The organism is Marinobacterium sp. xm-a-152, assembly GCF_013282965.1.
GTDB lineage: Bacteria > Pseudomonadota > Gammaproteobacteria > Pseudomonadales > Balneatricaceae > Marinobacterium_E.
In genome coordinates this window covers 1-23,807 of record NZ_WBYI01000009.1, presented here as the reverse complement: position 1 = coordinate 23,807, position 23,807 = coordinate 1, and the positions used below count along the sequence as shown (strand labels likewise).

Below are 23,807 nucleotides of genomic sequence, written 5' to 3'. Positions count from 1 at the left end.
AGATGCAGTGGACTCGTTACTTAAAGTTTGGAATTCCTATTGTTGTGGGAATTGCTGGAACTGCATTACTACTCAACGGCGTCAAACCACCAGAAAAGAGCGCATCGTTAATAGAAATCAAAGCGGTTAAATACCTAGTTGTTCAGCCCGAGGAAGCATTCTCAGAGATGTCGATTTCGGGAACAATTGAGGCAAGCGACAAATGGTCGGCTGTTGCACAGGTTAAAGGGGAAATTTACCGATCAAATGACTCAATCGTTGAAGGGCTTTGGGTTGACGCTGGTGATGTCATTCTCAAGATAGATCCTTTGGACTATGAGCTTGCTATTTCTCAAATTAGTGCTGAGTTGTCTGGTATTGAGTACGAGCTTTCACTTCTTAATGCCGAGGCTGAAAACACTCAACGGATCTTAGATTTAGAGCAGCGACAGCTTACCTTCGCAAAAGCAGATCTAGATCGAATCCAAAAGCTATATGCCAGCGGATCCGCAACACGTAAGCAATTGGATGATGTCCAAAGGGCCACTCTGACTTCGGAGAAAATAGTTACAGACATTAATAATGGCTTGTTACTTGTAGAACCTAAGAAGCAGAAGCTGTTAGCTCAAAAGCAAGCGTTAAGTATCTCACTAGACCGTGCACATAGGGATTTAGCTAGAACAGATGTTATCGCGCCTTACCCACTTAGGATTTCTAAACTGCTTGTTGAAGACTATCAGGCTGTTAATGTTGGACAGCCGTTAATTGAAGGGATAGGCATTAAATCAGCCGATGTTACTGCACAAGTAAACATCGATAAGTTCAGAGATTTAATCGGTCTAAATACGCCACCTTCCACGCTGAATAATGAATTTGTAACAGATACATTAAATAAACTGGTTTCCGCTGAAGTGCGAACAGTTGGGAGCGTAAGCGAATCTTGGAAGGCAGAGATGATATCTGTTCGCACAGAGCTAGATAACCGAGCAAGAACACTTCAAATCGTAGTAAGGGTAGATGATCCATATTCGAGCCATTCAGCCGCTCAGAACTTCCCGCTGTTACCAAATCAACCCATTGAGTTGGTATTTAGAACAATTCAGCCCTCAAGTGTAATTACGATTCCATTATCTGCGATCCACCAAGATCAAGTTCTATTGCTAAATGAAGAGAATGAAATTGAGTTTCGAGAAGTCCAGCTTGGTCTCATGCAAGAGAACCAAGTGAAAATTATGAGCGGGCTTAAAGCGGGTGACAAATTGATACTCGACTCTCTTATAACAGCAATACCAGGACAAAAGTTTACTGGGATTGAGGTAGCGAAATGATTCGATGGTTTACATCTCATCCCACTGCAGCAAACTTACTTCTTTTAGTGTTTATAGCCGTTGGATCGTTTTCAGCACCAACTCTTCTACGAGAGACATTTCCAGACTTTCGCCCTGTCGAGGCAGAGGTATCGGTCGTTTATCGTGGCGCAACACCTTCAGATGTTGAAAAGAAAATATGTGAGCCCCTATGGGATGCCGTTCAATCAGTTGAATCACTGAGTGATTTTGTCTGTACAGCACAAAACAATTTAGCTCACGCTGTAGCGACTATGCAGCCAAGTGGTGATGCTGTTAGGTTTGTTAGCAATCTAAAAACTGAAATCTCGGCAATAGATTCATTTCCAACATTAGCTGAAGCTCCTGTTATTCGTGAACTTCATCGCACTGATTTAGTGGCCTCTGTCGCTGTATCTGGTGAGCTACCACTGGAACAACTTGATCACTACTCAAAGAATCTACAAGACCAATTAGCTTCACTCGATACTGTAGCTAAAGTTATTCGTTCTGGTGTTGGGGAGAGAACCTGGTCAATACAGGCTGATCCTCGTGTTTTGAAAGAGTACGGTTTAACAACTTCCTCTATTGCTAATGCACTTAAGCAACAAAGCATCAATCTTCCAGCTGGTACGCTTGAAGGAGAAAGCGGTGAGTACAACATCAGATTCGACACCGAAGCGCTATCTAAAAATGCAATATTAAATCTGCCCATTGTCACTTTAACCAATGGTGCCGTGATCAATCTGAGTGATATCGCTAGGGTAGATGAAAAATATGAGCCATCGAGTAATGCAGCTTTTTTAGATGGTGTTCCTGTCATTCTACTTGAAGTACACAAACCCCTAGATGCTGACGCATTAAGATCTCTCGACGACTTAACAAATGCGGTGAAAGCCGAGCAAAGCAGAGGAATTGGTTCGATTCACCTTGAAGTCGTTCAAGATGTAACTTCAATAATACGTGATCGTTTAACAATGCTTGTTCAAAACGGTGTCGTTGGTCTTGTACTGGTTGTACTTGTAATGAGCCTATTCTTCAGACCTGCTTATGCAGCATGGGCAGCAATGGGATTGCCTGTAGCGTTTCTAGGCGCCTTTGCATGGATGTCATTGACAGGTGAAAGTTTAAATATGATCACCGTAGTTGCGTTGCTTATGGCCATAGGGATTGTCATGGACGATTCCATTGTATTATCCGACTCCATAGCTGTGCACTCACACGGCAACGTCACTTTGAATTCAGTAGTTCAGGGCGTTGTCGCGGTAGCTCCAGGTGTGGTTTCTTCATTCCTTACAACCGTATCTGTATTTTTGCCGTTATCCTTTTTGGCGGGTGAGCTTGGCGCTGTTCTTGAGGTGCTTCCAGTCGTTCTTTTGGCTGCACTAACAGCAAGCTTAGTAGAAGCATTTTTCATACTTCCTCACCATCTTAAACATAGCCTAACTCAATCTAATTTTTCACCCAACAAATTCAAAGTTCGCTTCGAGGAGATCTTTAATGCATTTAAAGAGCGCGGCGTTGGCAGATTAGCAGACTGGGCTATTGATCATCGATGGTTAGTTGTTGGAGTCGCCGTTGGATTGTTGATCATTACTATTGGAGCCTTAGGTTCTGGCGTAGTGAAGCGTGAAGCAATGCCTGAAATTGATGGTGATGTAATTGAAGCACGAATTTTGCTACCCATGGGTGTATCGCTCGGTAGAACTGAGGAAGCTGTCCGCCAGGTGGAAGAAGCCCTTGCGCGTGTGAATATCGAGCTAAAGTCTAAACAACCGCAACAACAGGACCTTGTGAAACGTGTGATAACTCGATTCGGAAGAAATTTATCTGTTGGAGAGAGCGGAAGTCATGTGGCTACGGTTTCAGCGGATCTATTATCTGCAGAGATTCGAGCTACAACGCTCGATGAACTCATTGAAATATGGAAACGTGAAATTGGGGTATTACCAGGCATCACATCCCTAATTATTACAGAGCCTGGTATTGGTCCGCAGGGTATAGCCGTAGAGCTAAGACTTTTCCATGAGGATTTGAATTTGCTTTCGAAGGCTTCGCAAGAGCTATTAAGTGAAGTAGAGAAGTACAATGGCGTATTAAACTCCAAACATGATCTAAATGTTGGCAAGCCTCAACTTGGCATGCAGATAACTTCTGACGGACAAGCTTTAGGCTTAACGCCATTAGCTATTGCTAATCAGTTGCGAGGAGCGTTTCTTGGCGAAACCCTTGATGATATTCGCGTTGGTGAACTCCAATACGCGATTGAAGTGAAGTTTGCAGATAACAGCACACAAGACATCGACGATCTGTTGGCGTTTGAACTACTATTGAATGATGGTTCAACTGTTCTCTTACCTAATGTTGTAAAGCTTTATGAAACTAGAGAGTGGAGTTCAGTTACGCAACGAAATGGCAAAAGATCTGTAACAATTCAAGCAGATGTGGATGGCCGCATAGCCAATGCAGATGCCATTACAGCTGACGTAAAGAAAACCTTGCTTCCAAATATCCAATCAAATTACTCGGGTATTACTTTTGAGATTGCTGGACAAGCAGCGAATTCGGCTGAAACTGTTGCCTCTATTCTTCGTGGCTTCTTGATTGGAATAGTAGGGGTATATCTCATTCTTTCATTCCAATTTAGAAGCTATGTTGAACCCTTAATAGTGCTTCTAACTATCCCGATGGCATTTCTTGGCGTCGTATGGGGTCACTATTTGATGGGTTACAACATATCCATGCCATCCCTTGTTGGTGCTGCATCGCTCTCGGGTATCGTTGTAAACAACGCTATATTGTTAATCGGCGTCATAAAGGAGAGAGCATCTGATACCAAGACGGTAATAGATGCCGCTAGTGAAGCTGTTCGCTCTAGATTTCGCCCTATTTTTGTTTCAGTTTCAACTACCATAATGGGAATGGCGCCATTACTCACGGAAACATCGACTCAAGCACAAACCCTTAAACCATTGGTGATTTCTGTTGTGTTCGGTTTACTTGCTTCGACAGTATTGGTCATGATTGTTGTTCCTTCACTGTATGCAATTGTTAATGACCTAAAATCTAAGTCATCGACAAGATAAGAGACTGGTTGTGGCGCTATTACAAATTGACGGGTCTATAACTGACGAAAAAAGCATAAAGACGCTCCAGCCTGCGTTTTTGAATGCTGCTTTTAGACCATTCTTCTGGCTAGGTGCCTTGTTTGGTGCATTAAGCATACCTGCTTGGGCTCTTAGTTTTCTGGGCTTAATTGAGTTTAATTTCTATGGCGGTGCCTATGCGTGGCACCTTCATGAGATGCTATTCGGTTTTTTTCCAGCAATCATGGTTGGGTTTCTCCTAACTGCTGTGCAAACCTGGACAAAGCGAAAATGCATTGAAGGATGGTGGTTAGCTGCTCTTGTACTGACATGGCTTCTAGGTCGTATAACACTTGCCTTTCAACCCGCCTTTTTTCGTGATTACACAATCGTTATAGATATTCTCTTCTTGCCAGCCTGTGCTGGCTTTTTAGCGCGCCCGATACTGCAAGCCAAGATGTGGAGAAATCTCTTTTTTGTACCTATCCTACTTGTGATGGCGATGATGAATACTGTCTTTCATTTTTCATTGTCGAGTGACTCTATCGTTGATATCACCACTATTTCGCACGCCATGGTCATCCTTGCAGCGCTAGTAATGAGCATAATGGGGGGGCGAGTCTTTCCCATGTTCACAGCCAACGGAACAAAGACACCTCGGGTTAACTCGATTAGGTGGTTAGAGCAGCTTTCGATTCTAAGCATTGTGATTGTGTTTATTACAACTTTGGCTCAAAACTTTGTACCGAACACTCTTAGCATTGCCGTTCTATTCGTGGCGGGGATTTCAAATCTAGTTAGGGCTTTGCGATGGAGACTATGGGTGACGTTTAAGGTCCCACTAGTATGGTCTTTACATCTTAGTTACTTAGCTATGAGTCTAGGTTTTATTCTACTCGCCTTAGCAAAAATGCATTTAATTCCAAGTGTTTCAATTGGTTTTCATTCGATCACGGTTGGCGGGATGGGGCTTATGATCTTATCGATGATATCGAGAGTTTCATTAGGCCATACTGGACTACTAATTAAGGCTAATATTTGGGTTATTTGTTCCTTATTAGCCCTTAGTTTAGCTGCGATTGACCGCGTTACAGGGTCATTATTCGGCATGGAATATTCAATAGTTATAGCGTCATCAGCTCTACTTTGGAGTATAGGCTTTTTGATTTTTGTGTTTGCCTATACAAAAATTGTATTCACATGAAAACATGTCACGATAATGCTGAAATGACCTTTGAAACGTGGGGTGTAAATTTAACTTGAGTGTCTCAAATGGGTCGATTGCTGCCTTTTAAGAGATTTTAGAATGAGAATCCCCCTCTGCAGGCATAAAAAAACCGCACTAAAAAGTGCGGTTTTTAATTAGCTAAGCTTTAAAATTAAGCTAGGCCTTCGAATACTCGATCACGGATCTGGTCAACGCTACCCACACCCTCTACGTAGACGTATTTTGGAGCAGTTGCAGCATCTTCATCAGCCCAACCACGGTAATAACCGATCAGAGGTTTAGTCTGATCATGGTAAACGTTTAGGCGAGCACGAACAGTCCCTTCTTGATCATCTTCACGCTGTACAAGATCTTCACCTGTTACGTCATCTTTACCCTCAGTTTTAGGTGGGTTAAATACGACGTGATAAGTACGACCTGAACCAGGGTGTACACGACGACCCGACATACGCTTGATGATCTCTTCATCTGCAACGTCAATCTCAACGACTGCATCTAGAGCAACGCCAGCTTCTTTAAGAGCATCTGCTTGAGGAATGGTGCGCGGGAAGCCGTCGAATAGGAAACCGTTAGCACAATCTGATTCTGCAATGCGCTCTTTAACTAGGCCGATGATGATGTCGTCTGATACCAGACCACCTGCGTCCATAACCTTCTTGGCTTCAACACCTAGAGGCGTACCCGCTTTTACGGCTGCACGTAGCATGTCCCCAGTTGAGATCTGTGGGATACCGTATTTCTCAGTGATGTACTGAGCCTGAGTACCCTTACCGGCACCTGGTGCACCGAGAAGTATCATTCGCATTATTTTTCTCCTTAAAAAAATACGCTGCGCCTGGGCGCAGCATTGAAATTCTTACCGCTGACATTAATTTAGGTGAGGCTATTACACAATTCGACCATAGCCGTGCGGTGTCACCTTTAGCACTTTATAAAGCAGTTTAAAGTGCGCTCAAGGGAATCTTTTCCCGAGCAAGCGGAGCATATTAGCATGTCTGCATAGAGCTTGAGAACTGAATCACTATTAGGCTTTAAGCGAATAGTGCCAAAGACTCTATCAAACCTATTTTTTAGATTTCTCGATCTTTTTGGCTTCATCCCACCAAGCGTCTAGCTCTTCAAGCGTAAACTCTCTCCAATCCTTACCACTGGCTAGCACCCTATCCTCGACATGGTTGAAGCGACGTTCAAATTTAAGGTTGGTATTACGAACAGCCTGCTCGGGGTCGACTGATAATTTTCGTGCAAGGTTGGCGTTAACAAATAGTAGGTCGCCTAACTCTTCGCGAACCGCATCCATATCACCTTGCTGCATCGCTTCGCGGAGCTCTTGGATCTCCTCTTCAATCTTATCCAGCACACCGGTAGCATCATCCCAATCAAACCCCACCTTAGAGGCACGTTTGGTTAGCTTTACGGCACGACTCATAGCCGGCAGTGTCGTTGGTACCTCATCTAAAACACGTGCGCGATCTTTACTTTCACGCTCCTGCTCTTTGATGCGCTCCCACTGTGCATTCACCGTTTGCTGATCTATTTCAACCGACTCAGCACTGTCACGTAACTGACCTGTTGGAAAGACATGAGGATGGCGACGCACCAGCTTACCGCAGAGCTGATCAACCACTTCATGAAGATCAAATAGGGATTGTTCTTTACCCAGTTGCGAATAGAAGATGACCTGAAACAGCAGATCGCCCAACTCATCTTTTAGATGAGGCCAATCCTCTCGTTCGATGGTATCAGCTACTTCGTAAGCCTCTTCGAGGGTATGAGGCACGATTGAAGCAAAGGTCTGCTCCAAATCCCATGGACAACCGGTTTTTGGGTCACGCAAGCGCTCCATCAGGTAGATGAGATCATCCAGGGTATAGCGATCACTCATTAATGAACCCCTGAGCGTTCACGGCGAACGTCACTGACATTCGGAATTTGATTGATCTTATCCATCACTTTGCCAAGCTTATCGAGTCGACCTATCTCTAGGGTCAGCGCCAAATTCGCTTCGTTACTGCTCTTATCCGTCAGTGTGTTAGCCGACAATATATTGATTCGCTCGTTCGCTAAGATGGTCATAACATCGCGCAACAGTCCTGATCGGTCAAAGGCCTCTATGACAATATCGACTGGGTAGGTGGCTTCAGCCTCCTCTTCCCAAGCCACTTGAACAATTTTACTGGGCTCCACCTCGCGCAGGTGTTGTAGTTCTTTACAATCTTCACGGTGGATCGAGACGCCCCGGCCCTGAGTCACGAAACCAGCAATGGCATCGCCGTGAATCGGCTTACAACAACTAGCAAACTGCGTCATCAAGCTGCCGACGCCAACCACATGGACACCGGAGTCACTCGACCTACTCTGTTTAGGTGACGAAGCTGGAACATCCAGATCCAATTGTGATTCACGTTCGGCCTGCTCTTCACGCGCTTGTGCCGCTGAGATCACTTGCGAGATTCTTAGATCGCCTGCACCGAGGGCCGCAAACATGTTCTCATTCGATAGGAACTTAAGACGTTGTGCGATATCCGATAGGTCTACGTCAGTGGCGTCTAATGCCAATCGCTTAAACTCACGCTGGATCATCTCTTTACCCGCATCCACGTTTTGATCACGAGCCTGAGTCTTAAACCAATGAGCAATCTTGGCTCGACCCTTAGAGGTTTTTACATAACCTAGGTTGGTGTTGAGCCAATCACGACTTGGGCGCTCTTCTGGGCCTGTCATGATCTCAACTTGATCACCGGTCTGCAGCGCGCGGTTTAGCGGAACAATACGACCGGAGACACGTGCACCTCGACAGCGGTGACCGATCTCAGTGTGAACACGGTAAGCAAAATCGACCGGGGTAGCGCCAGCAGGAAGATCTATGACGTGCCCTTCAGGCGTGAATACATAGACACGATCCTGGGTCACATCGGAGTGGAGAATATCGCCCAATGATTCTGTATCGCCCAGTTCGTCATGCCACTCTAGAACCTGGCGTAACCAAGAGATCTTCTCTTCGTAGCCATCGGCGCGACTCGCTGTATCTGTCCCTTTGTAAAGGTGGTGAGCACAGACGCCTAGCTCAGCCTCTTCGTGCATATCAAAGGTGCGAATCTGAATCTCTACCGCCTGTGATTCAGGACCGAATACCGCGGTATGCAGTGAACGATAACCGTTGGGTTTTGGTGATGCGATGTAGTCGTCAAATTCGTGCGGGATATTACGCCATGCGCCATGAACGATGCCCAGCACGGTGTAACAATCACGAATTTCTGGCACCAATATACGCAGGGCACGAACATCGTAAACCTGATTGAATTCGATATTCTTGCGCTGCATCTTTCGCCAGATGCTGTAGATATGTTTGGCGCGGCCAGAGACCTGACCTTCAATACCGACCTCTTCGAGCTTCTCTTCTAGAAGCTTAATGACGTTCTCGATGTACTCTTGTCGAGCAAGACGCTTCTCAGCAAGCAGCTTGGCAATGTGCTTGTAATCATTAGGTTTTAGATATCGAAATGAGAGGTCTTCTAACTCCCACTTGATATGGCCGATACCCAACCGATGCGCTAATGGGGCGTAAATATCGAACACCTCACGTGCCACGATGTAGCGTTTACGTCGGTCTGCCTCTTTGACGGCACGAATCGCACAGGTCCGCTCAGCCAGTTTGATCAGCGCAACCCGGACATCGTCCACCATGGCCACTAGCATTTTACGGACGTTGTCGACCTGACTGCCGCCAGTGCCTAACACACCCTCTTCATCACGTGGGTTTTTGCGACTGCCAATTGCTGCCATCTGCAAGACACCGCGAAGCAGACGAGCGATCTCTGCACCAAACTTGGCTTTAACACGATCAATAGAGAGACGCTCTTCTCGAACAGCACGATAGAGAACAGCGGCAACAAGAGCCTCTTCTGTCTGCTGTAGGTCAACGAGGATCTGGACCATCTCCAGACCAGTAAGATAGGCGTTTTGCCCCAGTGACCAGACATCATGAGTTGAGCTCTCTTCATTCAAGGAGGCTTCAACTAATTCGCATGCCTGACGGAAACGCGCTTCATCTTCGAATGTATAACGGTTAGATAGAATCTCTAACCAACGATCCAGATCAACGGATCCATCTTCACGAACCGGTTGATCGTCACGAACCTTAACCAATGTAGGCTACTCCTGTATTGCGAGTAGCGAGCTGATACCCTAGCTCAAACTCATAAAAACGGCGTCAATAATAGAACGACGGGGCTTAACCTATGATGACTTAGAGAAGACACCTGTCGAAAGATAACGATCGCCTCTATCACAAATAATGGCGACGATTACTGCATTTTCAACCTCTTGAGCCAATCTTAGCGCGCCAGCAACGGAACCACCTGACGAAACACCACAGAAAATACCCTCTTCGGTAGCTAAACGACGCATCATGACTTCAGCATCCGCCTGAGCAACATCCAATACACGATCAACTCGACTCTCCTCGAAAATCGTTGGAAGATACTCTTTTGGCCAACGACGTATGCCAGGGATTTGAGACCCTTCAGAGGGTTGAAGACCAACAATTTGAACGCTTGGATTCTGCTCTTTAAGGTAGCGCGAGGTCCCCATGATGGTACCTGTAGTTCCCATGGAGCTGACAAAGTGTGTGATAGTTCCTGAGGTTTGTTGCCAGATTTCAGGCCCTGTTGTGCGGTAGTGCGCTTCAGGATTATCGAAGTTACCAAACTGATTAAGCACCTTGCCTTCGCCGCGCGCTTGCATCGCCTCGGCAAGGTCACGAGCACCTTCCATGCCCTCCTCTTTGGTCACCTCAATCAGCTCTGCACCATAGGCACTCATAGCCGATTTACGCTCTTCGCTCATGTTATTCGGCATGATTAACTTAAGCGTATACCCCTTGATTGCAGCGGCCATCGCTAACGCGATACCGGTATTACCGGAAGTCGCTTCGATCAATGTATCACCTGGTGCGATCTCGCCACGCTCTTCAGCAAGAGTGATCATACTCAAGGCCGGACGATCCTTAACGGAGCCCGCAGGGTTATTACCCTCTAATTTACAGAGAATGGTATTGTTATTTGGCGCTTCGATACGTTGCAGTCTGACCAGCGGTGTATTGCCAACCAGCTCAGCGATAGTAGGGTATTGAGTTGAGCTCATCTCTAATCCGTTATAAGAATTAATTTTATTATTCGATTATATCAGGGGAATTCTACCATCGAAATGGTGAATTAAGCCTGAGCGAACACTTGAGCAACCACATAGTGCTGCTCATCACTGTAGCTTAAAAACCACCGGGTAATGCCAAGCACCTCGGCGTGTTCTAGAGCTTTGTCAGTCACCAACAGATCAGGGCGACCTGCACTGTTCTTAACCACCTCGAGGTGCTGCCAGCTAACGCCTTTTGCGATACCCGTACCCAAGGCTTTAACGGCCGCTTCCTTCGCTGCAAAACGTTTAGCTAAAAAACGCGCGGGTTGGCTAGATTGGTTGAACGCTTCCAACTCATTGGGAGTCAATATTCTCTCCGCGAAACCGGGAGTTCGCTCAAGTGCACGCTCCACTCTAGAGATTTCAAGAATATCGACACCGGTTCCAATGATCATTTAACTGGCCATCGCTCTGGCATTAAGCATCAGATCACGCATTTCACGAACCGCTTGATCCAAGCCGACAAAGAGTGAACGGGCAATGATCGCATGACCAATGTTTAGCTCATTGAACTCTGGAATTTCAGCAATCGGCTCTACGTTATGGTAGTGCAGACCATGACCAGCGTTGACCACTAGACCTATTGAGTGGGCATAGGTTGCTGCCTCTTTAAGTCGTTCAAGCTCGTCTAACTGTTCTTGGCCTTCTGCCTCTGCGTAAGCACCAGTATGCAGTTCAATCACTGGAGCTCCCACACGTTTAGCCGCATCAATTTGTGCCTGATCAGGGTCGATAAAGAGGGAGACTTCGACTCCGGCTCTCGCCAAGCGCTTACACGCCGACTGAATGTGAATCTCATGACCAATTACATCCAGACCGCCTTCAGTCGTCAACTCTTCGCGCTTTTCTGGGACTAAACAGGCGTGTGCAGGTTTGATCTCTTCAGCGAAACTGACCATCTCATCAGTGACTGCCATCTCAAAATTCATACGAGTCTGAAGCGTTTGCGCCAATAGACGAATGTCACGATCTTGAATGTGGCGACGGTCCTCACGGAGGTGAACCGTGATACCATCGGCACCAGCGTGCTCAGCAATAGACGCTGCATAGACAGGGTCTGGATATTGAGTACCACGAGCTTGACGAAGAGTCGCAATGTGATCGATGTTCACACCTAACAAAATACGATTTGGCTGGATCACTCACTCTCTCCTTTTCTCTCTTTAGATCTCGGTTGAAACAGCTCTCTTGATCGCAGGGGCTTGTCACCTAACTGCTCTTTTAAAAGCTCTCTCATTAAATACTTTGCCGCTTTCTTAACGCTGGGATCAGTATACTCACCTTGTTCAATGGAACGAAGCTGATCACCTGTGAAATGTGCCGCGGCAACCTCATCCACCGCACTTATACCCTGCACAACATCATAACGGTAGTACGGCTGATGACAGCCTGACAGATCGCTCCAACTCCCTAACTCCTTCAGTAGCGCCTGCTCAAATAGCCGTAAACTCACCTCGTGATCTTGAGACTGAAGTAGATCATTGAGCAAAACTTTGTAATTGAGGAATAACTTAGGTGTCGTCTCTAAGGGTTGAAGCAGCCGTTCCAGTAGTTCATTGGCGTACAAGCCACACATTAATGCTTTGCCAGTCAACGTGGGGAGTAGTTCTGCCAATTCGGCTTGATGAAGCGTTTTAAGCTCTGACTGGCCTGCAAATCGAACGGCCAATACCGTAAAGGGTTGAAGCGTATGGCGTAACTTTGAGCCTGGCCTGCGCACACCTCGAGCGACTACTGAAACTTTGCCATACTCGAGTGTAAATAGATCAACAAGTGCACTGGTTTCACGATAGGGACGCGAGTGAAGAACAAACGCTGCGACCTGTTCCGTGCGACTGTTCATTTAGTCGTGATGATAACCAAGGCTTGCTAAGGCACGTTCGTTGTCTGCCCAGCCGCGTTTCACTTTTACCCAAAGGTTCAGCATGACCTTGGCATCAAACATACGCTCCATATCGATGCGAGCATCACGACCGATCACTTTGATTCGCTCACCCTTATCACCGATAACAATGCGTTTTTGCCCCTCTCGCTCGACAAGAATCAGTGCACTGATCGTCAACAGACCACGTTCATCTTGAGTAAACTCTTCGATCTCAACGGTGGTTCCGTAAGGGACTTCATCCCCTAGATTACGCATCAGTTTTTCACGCACAAGCTCTGCCGCGACAAAACGGGAGCTACGGTCGGTGATCTGATCTTCAGGGTAGAAGTGCATCCCTTCCGGCATGTAGGACTCAACGGCACGCTCTAGTTGATCGACGTTATGTCCTTTGTGAGCAGAGATAGGCACGATCTGATCAAAATGGCGTTTGCTATTGAGCGTCTCTATCCAAGGGAGAAGCGACTCTTTATCCTTGAGTAGATCCACTTTATTGACCGCCAAAATAACTGGGCAACGAAGCTTCTCCAACTTAGACAGTACGATCTCATCCTCTTCAGTCCAAGCGGTACGATCGACAATAAAGACGACTAGATCGACATGACGCAGCGCCTCAGAGGCGGCTTTGTTCATGTAACGGTTAAGCGCTTTACCGGTGGCATCATTGTGTAGCCCGGGTGTATCAACGTAGATAACCTGCAGATCCTCTTCGGTTTTAATACCAAGAATCTGATGACGAGTCGTTTGAGGTTTTTTTGAGGTGATGCTCAGCTTTTGACCAAGGATATGGTTGAGCAGTGTGCTCTTACCTACATTGGGTCGACCAACAATAGCAACATAGCCACAGCGTGTATTCGCTTCCATGATTACTCCTGCCCTAGTGCAATCAGTGCAGCACGAGCGGCTTCTTGTTCTGCCTGGCGGCGGCTGGATCCAACACCCTTGCAGCTTTGATCCAACAGTTGAACCTGACAAGAGATATAGAAGGTCTGATCATGCGCCTCACCAACGACTTTATCCAGTTGGTAGTCAGGTAGCGGCTTACGTCGTGACTGCATAAACTCTTGAAGGCGCGTTTTAGAGTCTTTCACTGACTTTTTAAGATCGATCGCTGCTAAACGCTCTTTGAACACCCCTAAGATGAACTGTTTAGACGTCTCAAAATCACTGTCCAAGTGAATGGAACCAATGATCGCTTCTACGGCATCGGCCAAAATTGAGTCGCGGCGGAAGCCACCGCTCTTTAACTCACCCGAACCTAGGCGAAGATAATCACCTAAGCCCAGCTCACGACCGATCTCTGCAAGAGTTTCACCTTTCACCAACTTTGCTCTGAGACGGCTCATTTCGCCCTCTTTAGCCTGATCAAACTGATCAAACAGCGCATTAGCTATGACAAAGTTTAAGATTGAATCGCCCAAAAATTCCAGGCGTTCATTGTTGCGCTTACCACAGCTTCGGTGCGTTAACGCCAATTCAAGCAGGGATTCATCTTGGTAGGTGTGGCCAAGCTTTCTAGCCAACTCTGAGACAGGTCGTATCAAGGTTTTATCGCTTTAAATTCATCTTTAAAAACAACGACAGCATCAATGTTGCCGTACAGAGGGACGCGTTCTTCGTAGTCCAGTGTGAATATCAGTTCACCAGTATCCTGAGTGATCTGCAAAGCGTCACGTCCAGGCAGAGCTACTTGATTAATCGTAAATCGACGCTCGATATCACGACGAATCTCGGCGCGACTTTTTGAGAGTTCAGCCGGGTCAGCAATAATGTCTTCAATAATGCTGACCACGGTTGTATGGGTTGAATAAGGCGCTAGCAGTTTAAACCCAAGGCTAAAGCCAACTGAGCCAACAATAAGCAGCAACAGTATCGATAGTGTACTGATGCCCTTTTGTCGAATGTGCTTATCCATACTCAACCTCAGTATTATTTACTGAATGGATCGCATCGCTGTGAAATCTGGAATGCTCAATAGTTGAGCCCAATGCATCCAAACACTCACCGCTTTACCGACGATCAATTCATCAGGAACAAAGCCCCAATAACGGCTGTCATTACTGTTATCGCGGTTATCGCCCATCATAAAGTAGTGGCCCTCTGGCACACGCCAGCCACCATTCATTACACGTGCATTCACATCGCGATAGATCTCGTGCGAAACATCGCCTAGCTGCTCTTCAACTTGAAGACGCTTGGGGTTGATCGCTGGTATTTGAGCAATCAACGTTTGATTCTGCGGCTCACCGTTCACAAAGAGCATCTTATCTTTGTAAACAATCTCGTCACCCGGAAGACCTATCACACGTTTAATATAGTACACACTCGGGTTTTGAGGGTATTTAAATACCATAACGTCGCCACGTTGCGGCTCGTTATTGTCAACAAACTTTATGTTTCCAACCGGTGTACGAAGACCGTAGTGGTATTTATTCACCAAAATAAAGTCACCAACTTTCAGCGTTGGCAGCATCGAACCTGAAGGGATTTGAAAGGGTTCGTATAGAAATGAACGAAGAATTAAAACAGCCGCTAATACTGGAAAGATAGAGCTAGAGAGTTCGGCCCAGTAGGGTTTATTAACCTTAGGTTCTTCGAAACCCTCTTCCACCATTTGCGACTCTTTGCGTTTTCTAGAGGGCGCAAAAAAGGCGATATCCAATAACCATAGCAGGCCTGTAACTAATGTAACTACGACCAGAATCAGTGCAAAATCTAAGTTCATATTAGCCTCAGCTGTCTACCTTCAGTACGGCTAGGAATGCATCTTGCGGGATCTCAACTCGACCCACCTGCTTCATGCGCTTCTTACCCTCTTTCTGCTTAGCGAGCAGTTTCTTCTTACGGCTCACGTCACCACCGTAACATTTTGCCAAGACGTTCTTGCGCAGAGCTTTAACCGTTGTACGAGCAATGATCTTACCACCCAGAGCCGCTTGAATAGCAACATCGAACATCTGGCGTGGAATTAGGTCTTTCATCTTTTCACAGAGCAGACGGCCACGGTACATTGAGTTATCGCGGTGCAGGATAACGGCCAAAGCATCCACTTTCTCACCGTTAATTAGAATGTCCATGCGAACCAGCTTAGCGGCCTCGAAACGGGTGAAGTTGTACTCAAGCGAAGCGTATCCACGTGATACCGATTTCAACCGGTCAAAGAAGTCCAATACCACTTCAGCCATTGGTAGTTCGTAACTTAACTGAACCTGCTTACCGACAAACTGCATGTTCTTCTGAATACCGCGCTTCTCCACACACAAGCCAATGACTTGGCCAAGGTAATCCTGAGGCACAAGGATATTCGCTGTCACGATCGGCTCACGCATCTCACGAATACCGCCTGGGTCAGGCAGTTTCGATGGGCTGTCAATGTAGATGATATCGCCGTTGTTCATCTCCACTTCGTAGACAACCGTTGGGGCTGTAGTAATCAGATCGAGATCGTATTCGCGCTCAAGGCGTTCTTGGATGATCTCCATGTGAAGCATACCCAAGAAGCCACAACGGAAACCAAAACCAAGTGCATCCGATGTTTCAGGCTCAAAGAAGAGAGAAGCATCGTTAAGCGTTAGCTTGTCGAGCGCTTCACGGAAGTCTTCATAGTCATCCGAACTCGTTGGGAATAGACCGGCGTAAACCTGTGGTTGAACTTTTTGGAAACCTGGCAGTGCATCAACATCAGGAGTCTTTTGATGCGTCAAGGTATCACCCACTGGTGCACCGTGAATATCTTTGATGCCGGCAACAACGAAGCCTACTTCACCCGCTTGTAAGATGTCAGTTTTCACCTGTTTCGGTGTAAAGATACCGACCATCTCAGCCTGGTAGTTCATGCCAGTCGATTTAACCATGATGCGATCTTTACGACGCAAGGTTCCTTGAGTCACACGAACCAGTGAGACAACCCCAAGGTAGTTATCAAACCAGGAGTCGATAATTAGGGCTTGAAGTGGTGCTTCACGGTCACCTTGTGGTGGTGGGATTACATCGATCAGCGCCTCTAGAACTTCTTCAACGCCCATACCCGTTTTAGCTGAACAAGGGACCGCAGCTGAAGCGTCGATACCGATCACCTCTTCAATCTCCTGACGAACCACTTCGGGTTCAGCCTGAGGTAGATCCATTTTGTTCAAGACAGGTAGAACCTCAAGGCCCTGCTCTATCGCGGTGTAACAGTTGGCTACCGACTGCGCTTCAACACCTTGCGCGGCGTCTACAACAAGAAGTGCGCCTTCACAAGCATAGAGTGAGCGTGAAACTTCATAAGAGAAGTCGACGTGTCCCGGCGTATCGATGAAGTTCAACTGGTAAGTTTCACCGTTGCGCGCTTTGTAATCCAAGGTGACACTTTGTGCTTTGATGGTGATGCCACGTTCGCGCTCGATATCCATTGAATCGAGGACTTGCTCAGCCATTTCACGATCAGACAGACCGCCACAAATTTGAATAATGCGATCGGCTAACGTCGACTTACCGTGGTCGATGTGTGCAATGATACTGAAGTTACGAATGTGATCTAGTTCACTCACTCTGTGTAAAACCTATACTCTTGGAACGACAAAGAAAATTTAGCGCACAATTCTACTCGAATTCATGCCCTATAGATAGAAAACAGGGGCCATTAAGGCCCCTGCAGAGGATCTTTTCAACGATCCATTAAGTTCACTCGAGACGCATTGCCAAAAAGACTGGATTACCGCCACGAATCACTCGAAGTGGCACCGCTTTGTCATCTGGCAAGTCGGCCACGATATCGCTCAGTTGCTCCACTGAGCTGATTGCCTTACCGGCTAGCATAGTGATCACATCACCCTGACGTACCCCGGCATTAGCCGCTGGGCCCTGTCCAACTGATTCAACATAAACACCTGCATCAACACCGGTACGCTCTTTGATTTCAGACGTCATATTTTGAACCACCAAGCCCAGAGACTTTCTCTCTTTAGGCTCAGGTTGCGCTCGATTGGACGCTAACTCTTCATTTGAGGGAAGCTCGCCAATCGTCACTTTCAAGTTGACTGACCTACCTGAACGGAACACCTCGACATCCGCTGTTTCACCCGGTGCAATACGACCAACCTGAGCAGGTAGCTCGGCTGACAAACCGATCTCACGGCCATTAAATTTAACGATGACATCACCCGCTTCAAACCCTGCCTCTTCTGCAGGACTATCACTTAATACCTGTGCAACCAGCGCACCTGATGGTTTATCTAAGCCGAATGATTCAGCAAGGTCGCGTGTAACCTCCTGAATGATTACACCCAACCAACCTCGAGAGACACTTCCCTTCTCTTTGAGCTGATTGGCAACCTCCATAGCCACATCGATCGGAATGGAGAAAGAGACCCCCATGAAGCCACCTGAGCGGGTATATATCTGCGAGTTGATACCGACCACTTCGCCATCTAGATTGAATAGCGGGCCTCCGGAGTTGCCTGGATTGATCGCCACATCTGTTTGAATAAAAGGTACATAAGAGTCACCTGGAAGGGCTCGTTCCTTAGCGCTGACAATACCGGCCGTAACGGTTGAGTCAAAACCAAAAGGACTGCCAATAGCCAGTACCCATTCACCCACTTCAAGCTCAGAAGAGCTACCGATCTCCAGTGCCGGTAGATCTTTAGCATCGACCTTAAGCAGCGCCACATCTGAACGTTGATCAGAACCAATAATCTCTGCCTCAATTTCGCGTCGATCATTCAGTCTAACCAGAACTTTCTCAGCTTTATCGATCACATGGTGATTGGTCAGAATGTAGCCATCATCCGAAATGATAAAGCCCGAGCCCAGCGATTGTGGATGCATACGAGGCTGCTGCCCAGGGGGCTGCTGAAAGCCCCTGAAGAAGTCGCGGAAGATCTCTGGCACTTCCTGGTCGTTGAAGTTATGAGGCATAGCCGAACGAGAACTCTGTTTCTGTTCTTGAATCGTGCTTATATTGACGACAGATGGCGACAGCGTTTTCACTAAATCCGTAAAATCGGGTAACTGCTTGGCCATCGCCAAGGATGAAATAGCGATACCCGCTACGAAGGTAATTGATCGAAGAAAGGTCATATTTACTCCTTAGGTAAAAACCTTAGCGAAGCAAACGTGGCTGATACTGCCCTGATGCAACGCCTCTTAAACCCATATTACGGCCAATGAACAAGCCGACTATGAATCCAAGGATAGCGCCAACTATCTGAAAAAATTCTGAAAAGTTTAAAAATCTCGCCAAAATTGGCAGAAGGATCATACCGACCAGCGGTATAAGGTAGACGGTGACAGAGGCCCCAACCAAGGCACCCTCTTCCAATCCAACCCAAACCTCTTGGCCTGGCGATACAATAAGACGACTGGGGTTATCGATCAGAACTTCAACGCGTTTGGTTGGGAACCAATCGCTGAGGCGTTTCTGGCCACAAGTCGATGAGCTTGCACAGGCTGCACAAGCACTTTGGCGACTCACCTCTACCCAAACTTGATCGGCCTCAGAACGGAGAACCGTCGCGCGCTCTTCGATCATGAATTAGTTGCTAGCGACCACCACGCTTGCAGCCACTTTATCTGCATCAGTCAGTGACAAGTCACCCACCACTGAGACAAAACGATCATCAACTAAACGACCTACAGCTACCAAACCTTGAGCGCTTAAGGCACCTTCCGATGCAGAGACTGCTTCAGCCGGTTTAATCACCACACTCAGCACCTGATCGCCCTTTTTGTAGAGTTTTGATTGACTGTCACCAACCAGTCGTTCTGATACTTCAGCAAAGCCATCAGGTAGCCAGTTAACCTGCCAGTCAGTCGCATTGCTGTTTAACAGTGCAAGATGCTCATCGATCTGACCGCGAAGACCTTCAGATAGACGAATCACTTCTAGGGCTGGCTTGCTCTCTTGTGAAGCCTCAACGCCTGACGCCAGAGATGTGCGCATAAGATCCGAAGAACCTTGATTACGCTCTAGGTAGCCATTGGATGCCAATGAGCTCGGCTCACCTAACTGAGCGCTGTTCAAACCAATCATGACAGCTAGAGTAAGGGATGCAGCAACAGCCATGCTACCTAACGCACTCCAACTAGAGGTTTTTGTCTCTACAACCTGAGTTGATTGCTCTTCTGAAATAGAGGCCATGACTTGAGATGAGATATCAACAGTAGAGTCGATGCTCTGTTCACGCATCAAGGTACGAGCGAGGTGGTAACGACGCCATACTTGCGCGTCTTCACTGTTCTCGTCGTAATGTTTAAGAGCACGACGCAACTCAAATTCAGTTGCCTCCGAGTCCATCAATGCAGAAAGACTTTCTCTATTGCTCGACATATTTGATCCTCATTTGCTCTAGTTAGAGAGCATTGGTTTCAACTCATTATCAATCGCTTCACGAGCTCGATGGATCCTTGATCTGACGGTACCAATTGGACACCCCATTACTTCGGAGATCTCATCGTAGCTCATCCCTTCAAGCTCTCTGAGTGTTATCGCCACTCGAAGCTCTTCAGGAAGTTGCTCGAGCGTTCGGGTCATCACCTCGAACATCTCATCTCGATGCAAACTATTTTCTGGTGTTTCAAGATCTCTAAGCTCTGTGTCGCTCTCTAGATCTTGAAAATCTAAATCTCTATCAGGTGGTCTTTTACTTCTTGCGACTAAATAGTTCTTCGCAGTGTTAATGGCTATACGATACAGCCAAGTGTAAAAGGCACTTTCACCTCTAAAATTCTTAAGCGCCTTATAGGCCTTAATGAACGTCTCTTGTGCAACATCCAACGACTCTGATTGATCGTGAATGTAACGCCCTACCAGTGCAATAATCTTATGCTGATAACGCTTAACGAGCAGATCAAACGCACGCTGATCACCTGCCTGTACACGCTCAACAAGCATCTGATCGGTTATCTTATGGTTGGAATCGTTCACTCTCTATCCTAGTCAATGCCAAAGGGCTTCGGAGGATGACAGTATGATTGTTACACCAACCTAATATCAAGCCGATCAATCTCTTACACAGACTAAGATTCAAAAAATGTCGAAAAGTTCCCCAATTATTGAAGTTTTTTTACAAACCCCTTACCAAGAGCTAAACACACTCGCATAATAGAGCTCTTTTTTACGGTCTCAATAAGTCAAAACAGATGGCACGATTTGAAGCAGATGTACTGATCATTGGCAGTGGCGCAGCCGGTTTAACAGCCGCACTAAATTTACCCTCCAACCTGAAGGCGCACGTCTTGAGCAAGGGTAAATTAGAGCATGGTGCTACCTGGTGGGCACAGGGTGGAATAGCCGGTGTTTTTGATCCAAAAGATCAAACCGAAAACCACATCAACGACACCCTCGTTGCTGGTGCCAACCTTGGACACTTAGACTCTGTTCAACACACCGTAAAAGATGGCCCCAAAGGCATTCAATGGCTAATCGATCAAGGTGTACCTTTCACACGACAGGAAGAGCAGTATCATTTAACAAGAGAAGGCGGCCACTCACATCGCCGTGTACTTCACTCGGCCGATGCAACAGGCAAAGCGATTCAGCAAACCCTAATCAGTCAAGCCAAATCGGCAAGCAACATTGAGCTGTTTGAAGATCGAATTGCAATCGACTTAATCACCCGTCGCAAATTAGGCTTAGGTGAAGATGCGTGTGTAGGTGCCTATGTCTACAATCAAGAGACAGAGAGCGTTGATCTGTTTCTTGCTCGAACCATCATATTAGCAACTGGCGGTGCCTCTAAGGCTTACCTCTATAACACCAACCCTAACGGCGTCGCTTCCGGCGATGGTATTGCAATGGCTTGGCGAGCAGGCTGCCGAGTTGCAAACCTAGAGTTTAATCAATTCCACCCTACCTACCTTTATCACCCTAAAGCACAGAGCTTTTTGGTCACCGAAGCAATACGTGGCGAAGGAGGTATTCTCAAACTACCTAACGGCACCCGCTTCATGCACCGATTTGATGAGAGAGCCGAACTGGCACCACGTGATATCGTCGCCCGCGCCATCGACTTTGAGATGAAACGTGTTGGTTGTGAATATGTTCACCTGGACATTTCTCACAAACCCGCAGATTTCATTAAAGAGCACTTCCCCACCATTTATGAGCGCTGTTTAGAACTTGGGATCGACATTACTAAGGAACCGATACCCGTAGTACCAGCTGCACACTATACCTGTGGCGGTGTCATGACCGACATAAATGGCCAGACCGATATCAAAGGACTCTTTGCCATTGGTGAGACCGCATTTACAGGCCTTCATGGCGCAAACCGATTAGCATCAAACTCGCTACTTGAGTGTGTCGTGTATGGTAAATCCGCGGCTGAACAGGTGGCATCACTACTACAAGAGAGTGGAGAAGCCTTCCCAGAGGTCCCTAACTGGGATGATTCACAGGTAGTTAACTCAGACGAAGATGTCATCATCTCGCACAACTGGGATGAACTGCGCCGTTTTATGTGGGACTACGTGGGTATTGTACGTACTGATAAACGCCTACAGCGAGCTCAGCACCGTATCGATCTATTGAACGATGAGATCAATGAGTACTACAGCAACTATAAAGTGAGTAAATATCTGATCGAACTTCGTAATCTAGTGACGGTATCAGAACTGATCATTCGCTGTGCTATGAAACGCACAGAATCACGTGGCCTTCACTACACACTCGACTACCCAGAACAGTCACCTGATCTTTATGACACCGTTCTGGTACCGGAAAACTACTTCTGGGGCGTTAACGCTTAGCTCTAATAGGCGCGTATTGAGAAATAACCGATAAGCGCCGCCACCCACTCTCTGCTAATTGGTCAAACCAGACACAAATCCAAACGGGTAATGCACGCTCTATTGGTTGCACTTTAATAAAAAGAACAAACCTTAAGTTTATGATTTGATCGGGTGGAGCTGTCTCTAACATCTTCTCATCTAAAAACAGGTAAAACCTATCTTTATCGGCATTCCAAACAAAGCCGGTAAAGCGCTCAAATGGAGCCAAGGCACTATAGACCAATAGTGAGAAGATAAGTAAAAGAAGATACACCGCAGTCGATGCACCGGTGAGTAAAGGGGTTAAAGCAACTAAAACAAAAAAGCCAAACGTAAACTGACGTTTGGCTTTAGATTCGATAAGATCAAACCTTACTGGCGCGAACACAATCCAACACCACAGAGACCGCCCTCTCCATATCAGGATCAGCCGGCTTTTCACGCTGCATGAACCAGAGAAAGAGCTCCTGATCCTCACAATCAAGAAGCTTCACAAAGCGATCCTGATCCTCAACCGATTGATCACGAAAGTGATTCTCCATAAATGGGACAAACAGCAGATCCAACTCCCACATACCACGACGAGACTGCCAAGTAAGACGACGAATGTCTTCTTCAGAATACACGCTATACCACTCCAAAACGCGTTGATTAGATGAGAGTAAATATAGCATTAAATGGGCATGGTAGGGGGAGAAAGTTGAGACGTTGGAGCGGTCTTGCAAAGGCCGTGATAGGTTTAGCAGAGATGTATTACGAAGTCCGACTGTAGGAGCGAACTGCCGCGTAGCGGCAGACCGCGATCACCGCGAAGCGGTGTATTAAAATGATGGACTGGCGCCAGGTTTATCTGACAAGGTGCCGGTGACAGGATTTATCCTGTCATCCGCTGGTGCATTTAGCAGAGCCTTTTTAAAACCGTTGGAGCGGTCTTGCAAAGGCCGCGAAGGGTTTGGCAGAGATCCTGTACGAAGCTCGCAATGACCTACAATAGGTTACGAACGGTGCTCGAGTGAATGACCTACAATAGGTGCCGAGCGTTGCTCGTCATCGCTTCGCGACGCCGTTGGCGCCTCCCCAGCGCACCTTCGGTGCATCTGTGGTCACATGGACCCTTTGTAGTGCACAGTAGGGCACCGCCGCCTGATAAACAAAAAACCCCAGGACCTTTCGGTACTGGGGTTCTTTGTTTATTAGGTGCCTGGCAATGACCTACTCTCACATGGGGAAGCCCCACACTACCATCGGCGATGACGCGTTTCACGACTGAGTTCGGTAAGGGATCAGGTGGTTCCACGTCTCTATTGTCACCAGGCAAAACTGGTTAACGCATTGGATACTGTAAGATGCGTCTTGGT

General features: G+C 46.9%; 22 protein-coding genes and 1 rRNA gene. 4 read left to right on the top strand and 19 right to left on the bottom strand.

The features are described from left to right. Positions 1–2: 2 nt before the first annotated feature. The 3 genes from XMA152_RS09605 to XMA152_RS09595 are packed head-to-tail and all read left to right on the top strand — an operon-like array spanning position 3 to position 5,594. Positions 3–1,307: an efflux RND transporter periplasmic adaptor subunit gene (locus XMA152_RS09605; protein WP_173483465.1), complete on the top strand. Its 1,305-nt coding sequence runs from the start codon at positions 3–5 to the stop codon at positions 1,305–1,307. Further along, the gene (locus XMA152_RS09600; RefSeq protein WP_173483464.1) at positions 1,304–4,390 is read left to right on the top strand and encodes an efflux RND transporter permease subunit; all 3,087 of its coding nucleotides are present in this window, start codon (positions 1,304–1,306) and stop codon (positions 4,388–4,390) included. The genes XMA152_RS09605 and XMA152_RS09600 overlap by 4 nt, the downstream gene beginning before the upstream one ends. Positions 4,391–4,400: 10 nt before the next feature. Continuing rightward, a complete protein-coding gene (locus tag XMA152_RS09595) occupies positions 4,401–5,594 on the top strand; it encodes an NnrS family protein (RefSeq protein WP_217364029.1) in 1,194 nt (397 codons plus the stop codon). Positions 5,595–5,769: 175 nt separating this feature from the next. Here the strand turns inward: XMA152_RS09595 and adk are convergent, their stop codons facing one another. The 16 genes from adk to rpoE all read right to left on the bottom strand — a co-directional run bounded on the left by adk (position 5,770) and on the right by rpoE (position 20,605). Next, positions 5,770–6,423, bottom strand: a complete 654-nt coding sequence (gene adk, locus XMA152_RS09590; RefSeq protein ID WP_173483463.1) for an adenylate kinase — start codon at positions 6,421–6,423, stop codon at positions 5,770–5,772. Between the two features lie 258 nt (positions 6,424–6,681). Further along, positions 6,682–7,503 (bottom strand): nucleoside triphosphate pyrophosphohydrolase, encoded by an 822-nt coding sequence (mazG, locus tag XMA152_RS09585; RefSeq protein WP_173483462.1) that lies wholly within the window; start codon positions 7,501–7,503, stop codon positions 6,682–6,684. After that, positions 7,503–9,767, bottom strand: coding sequence for a GTP diphosphokinase (gene relA, locus XMA152_RS09580; protein ID WP_173483461.1), 2,265 nt, complete (start codon positions 9,765–9,767; stop codon positions 7,503–7,505). The genes mazG and relA overlap by 1 nt, the downstream gene beginning before the upstream one ends. Before the next feature lie 90 nt (positions 9,768–9,857). Next, on the bottom strand, positions 9,858–10,763 hold the full coding sequence (gene cysM, locus XMA152_RS09575) for a cysteine synthase CysM (RefSeq protein WP_173483460.1): 906 nt from the start codon (positions 10,761–10,763) through the stop codon (positions 9,858–9,860). Positions 10,764–10,834: 71 nt separating this feature from the next. Beyond that, positions 10,835–11,209, bottom strand: coding sequence for a holo-ACP synthase (gene acpS, locus XMA152_RS09570; protein ID WP_173483459.1), 375 nt, complete (start codon positions 11,207–11,209; stop codon positions 10,835–10,837). After that, positions 11,210–11,953 (bottom strand): pyridoxine 5'-phosphate synthase, encoded by a 744-nt coding sequence (pdxJ, locus tag XMA152_RS09565; protein WP_371813300.1) that lies wholly within the window; start codon positions 11,951–11,953, stop codon positions 11,210–11,212. Beyond that, entirely contained in the window at positions 11,953–12,657 is a 705-nt protein-coding gene (gene recO, locus XMA152_RS09560; RefSeq protein WP_173483457.1) for a DNA repair protein RecO, read from the bottom strand. Before recO ends, pdxJ begins: the two co-directional genes overlap by 1 nt. Next, on the bottom strand, positions 12,658–13,560 hold the full coding sequence (gene era, locus XMA152_RS09555) for a GTPase Era (RefSeq protein WP_173482120.1): 903 nt from the start codon (positions 13,558–13,560) through the stop codon (positions 12,658–12,660). A 2-nt stretch (positions 13,561–13,562) separates the two neighbouring features. Next, a complete protein-coding gene (rnc, locus tag XMA152_RS09550; RefSeq protein ID WP_173483456.1) occupies positions 13,563–14,240 on the bottom strand; it encodes a ribonuclease III in 678 nt (225 codons plus the stop codon). After that, complete coding sequence (locus XMA152_RS09545; protein WP_173482122.1) at positions 14,237–14,611, bottom strand: DUF4845 domain-containing protein; 375 nt, start codon at positions 14,609–14,611, stop codon at positions 14,237–14,239. Before XMA152_RS09545 ends, rnc begins: the two co-directional genes overlap by 4 nt. An 18-nt stretch (positions 14,612–14,629) precedes the next feature. Continuing rightward, positions 14,630–15,421: a signal peptidase I gene (lepB, locus tag XMA152_RS09540; protein ID WP_173483455.1), complete on the bottom strand. Its 792-nt coding sequence runs from the start codon at positions 15,419–15,421 to the stop codon at positions 14,630–14,632. 7 nt (positions 15,422–15,428) lie between these two features. Next, on the bottom strand, positions 15,429–17,228 hold the full coding sequence (gene lepA, locus XMA152_RS09535; RefSeq protein ID WP_173483454.1) for a translation elongation factor 4: 1,800 nt from the start codon (positions 17,226–17,228) through the stop codon (positions 15,429–15,431). 133 nt (positions 17,229–17,361) lie between these two features. Beyond that, positions 17,362–18,759 (bottom strand): DegQ family serine endoprotease, encoded by a 1,398-nt coding sequence (locus tag XMA152_RS09530; protein WP_173483453.1) that lies wholly within the window; start codon positions 18,757–18,759, stop codon positions 17,362–17,364. A gap of 22 nt (positions 18,760–18,781) precedes the next feature. Then, positions 18,782–19,210, bottom strand: a complete 429-nt coding sequence (locus XMA152_RS09525) for a SoxR reducing system RseC family protein (protein ID WP_173483452.1) — start codon at positions 19,208–19,210, stop codon at positions 18,782–18,784. A gap of 3 nt (positions 19,211–19,213) precedes the next feature. Further along, positions 19,214–20,008: a MucB/RseB C-terminal domain-containing protein gene (locus XMA152_RS09520; protein WP_173483451.1), complete on the bottom strand. Its 795-nt coding sequence runs from the start codon at positions 20,006–20,008 to the stop codon at positions 19,214–19,216. Positions 20,009–20,026: 18 nt separating this feature from the next. Then, on the bottom strand, positions 20,027–20,605 hold the full coding sequence (gene rpoE, locus XMA152_RS09515; protein ID WP_371731764.1) for an RNA polymerase sigma factor RpoE: 579 nt from the start codon (positions 20,603–20,605) through the stop codon (positions 20,027–20,029). Between the two features lie 215 nt (positions 20,606–20,820). Here rpoE and nadB point away from each other — a divergent pair, with 215 nt between their 5' ends. Beyond that, entirely contained in the window at positions 20,821–22,428 is a 1,608-nt protein-coding gene (nadB, locus tag XMA152_RS09510) for an L-aspartate oxidase (RefSeq protein ID WP_173483450.1), read from the top strand. Here nadB and XMA152_RS09505 read toward each other — a convergent pair. The 3 genes from XMA152_RS09505 to rrf all read right to left on the bottom strand — a co-directional run bounded on the left by XMA152_RS09505 (position 22,418) and on the right by rrf (position 23,764). Continuing rightward, a complete protein-coding gene (locus XMA152_RS09505) occupies positions 22,418–22,837 on the bottom strand; it encodes a hypothetical protein (RefSeq protein WP_173483449.1) in 420 nt (139 codons plus the stop codon). The two genes, nadB and XMA152_RS09505, sit on opposite strands and share 11 nt — an antisense overlap. Then, on the bottom strand, positions 22,815–23,075 hold the full coding sequence (locus XMA152_RS09500; protein ID WP_173483448.1) for a succinate dehydrogenase assembly factor 2: 261 nt from the start codon (positions 23,073–23,075) through the stop codon (positions 22,815–22,817). The genes XMA152_RS09505 and XMA152_RS09500 overlap by 23 nt, the downstream gene beginning before the upstream one ends. A gap of 573 nt (positions 23,076–23,648) precedes the next feature. After that, a 5S ribosomal RNA gene (gene rrf / locus XMA152_RS09495) occupies positions 23,649–23,764 on the bottom strand. Positions 23,765–23,807: the final 43 nt, after the last annotated feature.

Bases quoted from the DNA above. Each gene is read 5' to 3' on its own strand.
- adk (WP_173483463.1), bottom strand. From the start codon at position 6,423: ATGCGAATGATACTTCTCGGTGCACCAGGTGCCGGTAAGGGTACTCAG.
- recO (WP_173483457.1), bottom strand. From the start codon at position 12,657: ATGAACAGTCGCACGGAACAGGTCGCAGCGTTTGTTCTTCACTCGCGT.
- acpS (WP_173483459.1), bottom strand. From the start codon at position 11,209: ATGATCATTGGAACCGGTGTCGATATTCTTGAAATCTCTAGAGTGGAG.
- XMA152_RS09525 (WP_173483452.1), bottom strand. From the start codon at position 19,210: ATGATCGAAGAGCGCGCGACGGTTCTCCGTTCTGAGGCCGATCAAGTT.
- nadB (WP_173483450.1), top strand. From the start codon at position 20,821: ATGGCACGATTTGAAGCAGATGTACTGATCATTGGCAGTGGCGCAGCC.
- XMA152_RS09530 (WP_173483453.1), bottom strand. From the start codon at position 18,759: ATGACCTTTCTTCGATCAATTACCTTCGTAGCGGGTATCGCTATTTCA.
- cysM (WP_173483460.1), bottom strand. From the start codon at position 10,763: ATGAGCTCAACTCAATACCCTACTATCGCTGAGCTGGTTGGCAATACA.
- XMA152_RS09605 (WP_173483465.1), top strand. From the start codon at position 3: ATGCAGTGGACTCGTTACTTAAAGTTTGGAATTCCTATTGTTGTGGGA.
- XMA152_RS09600 (WP_173483464.1), top strand. From the start codon at position 1,304: ATGATTCGATGGTTTACATCTCATCCCACTGCAGCAAACTTACTTCTT.
- mazG (WP_173483462.1), bottom strand. From the start codon at position 7,503: ATGAGTGATCGCTATACCCTGGATGATCTCATCTACCTGATGGAGCGC.
- XMA152_RS09545 (WP_173482122.1), bottom strand. From the start codon at position 14,611: ATGGATAAGCACATTCGACAAAAGGGCATCAGTACACTATCGATACTG.
- lepB (WP_173483455.1), bottom strand. From the start codon at position 15,421: ATGAACTTAGATTTTGCACTGATTCTGGTCGTAGTTACATTAGTTACA.
- XMA152_RS09520 (WP_173483451.1), bottom strand. From the start codon at position 20,008: ATGTCGAGCAATAGAGAAAGTCTTTCTGCATTGATGGACTCGGAGGCA.
- era (WP_173482120.1), bottom strand. From the start codon at position 13,560: ATGGAAGCGAATACACGCTGTGGCTATGTTGCTATTGTTGGTCGACCC.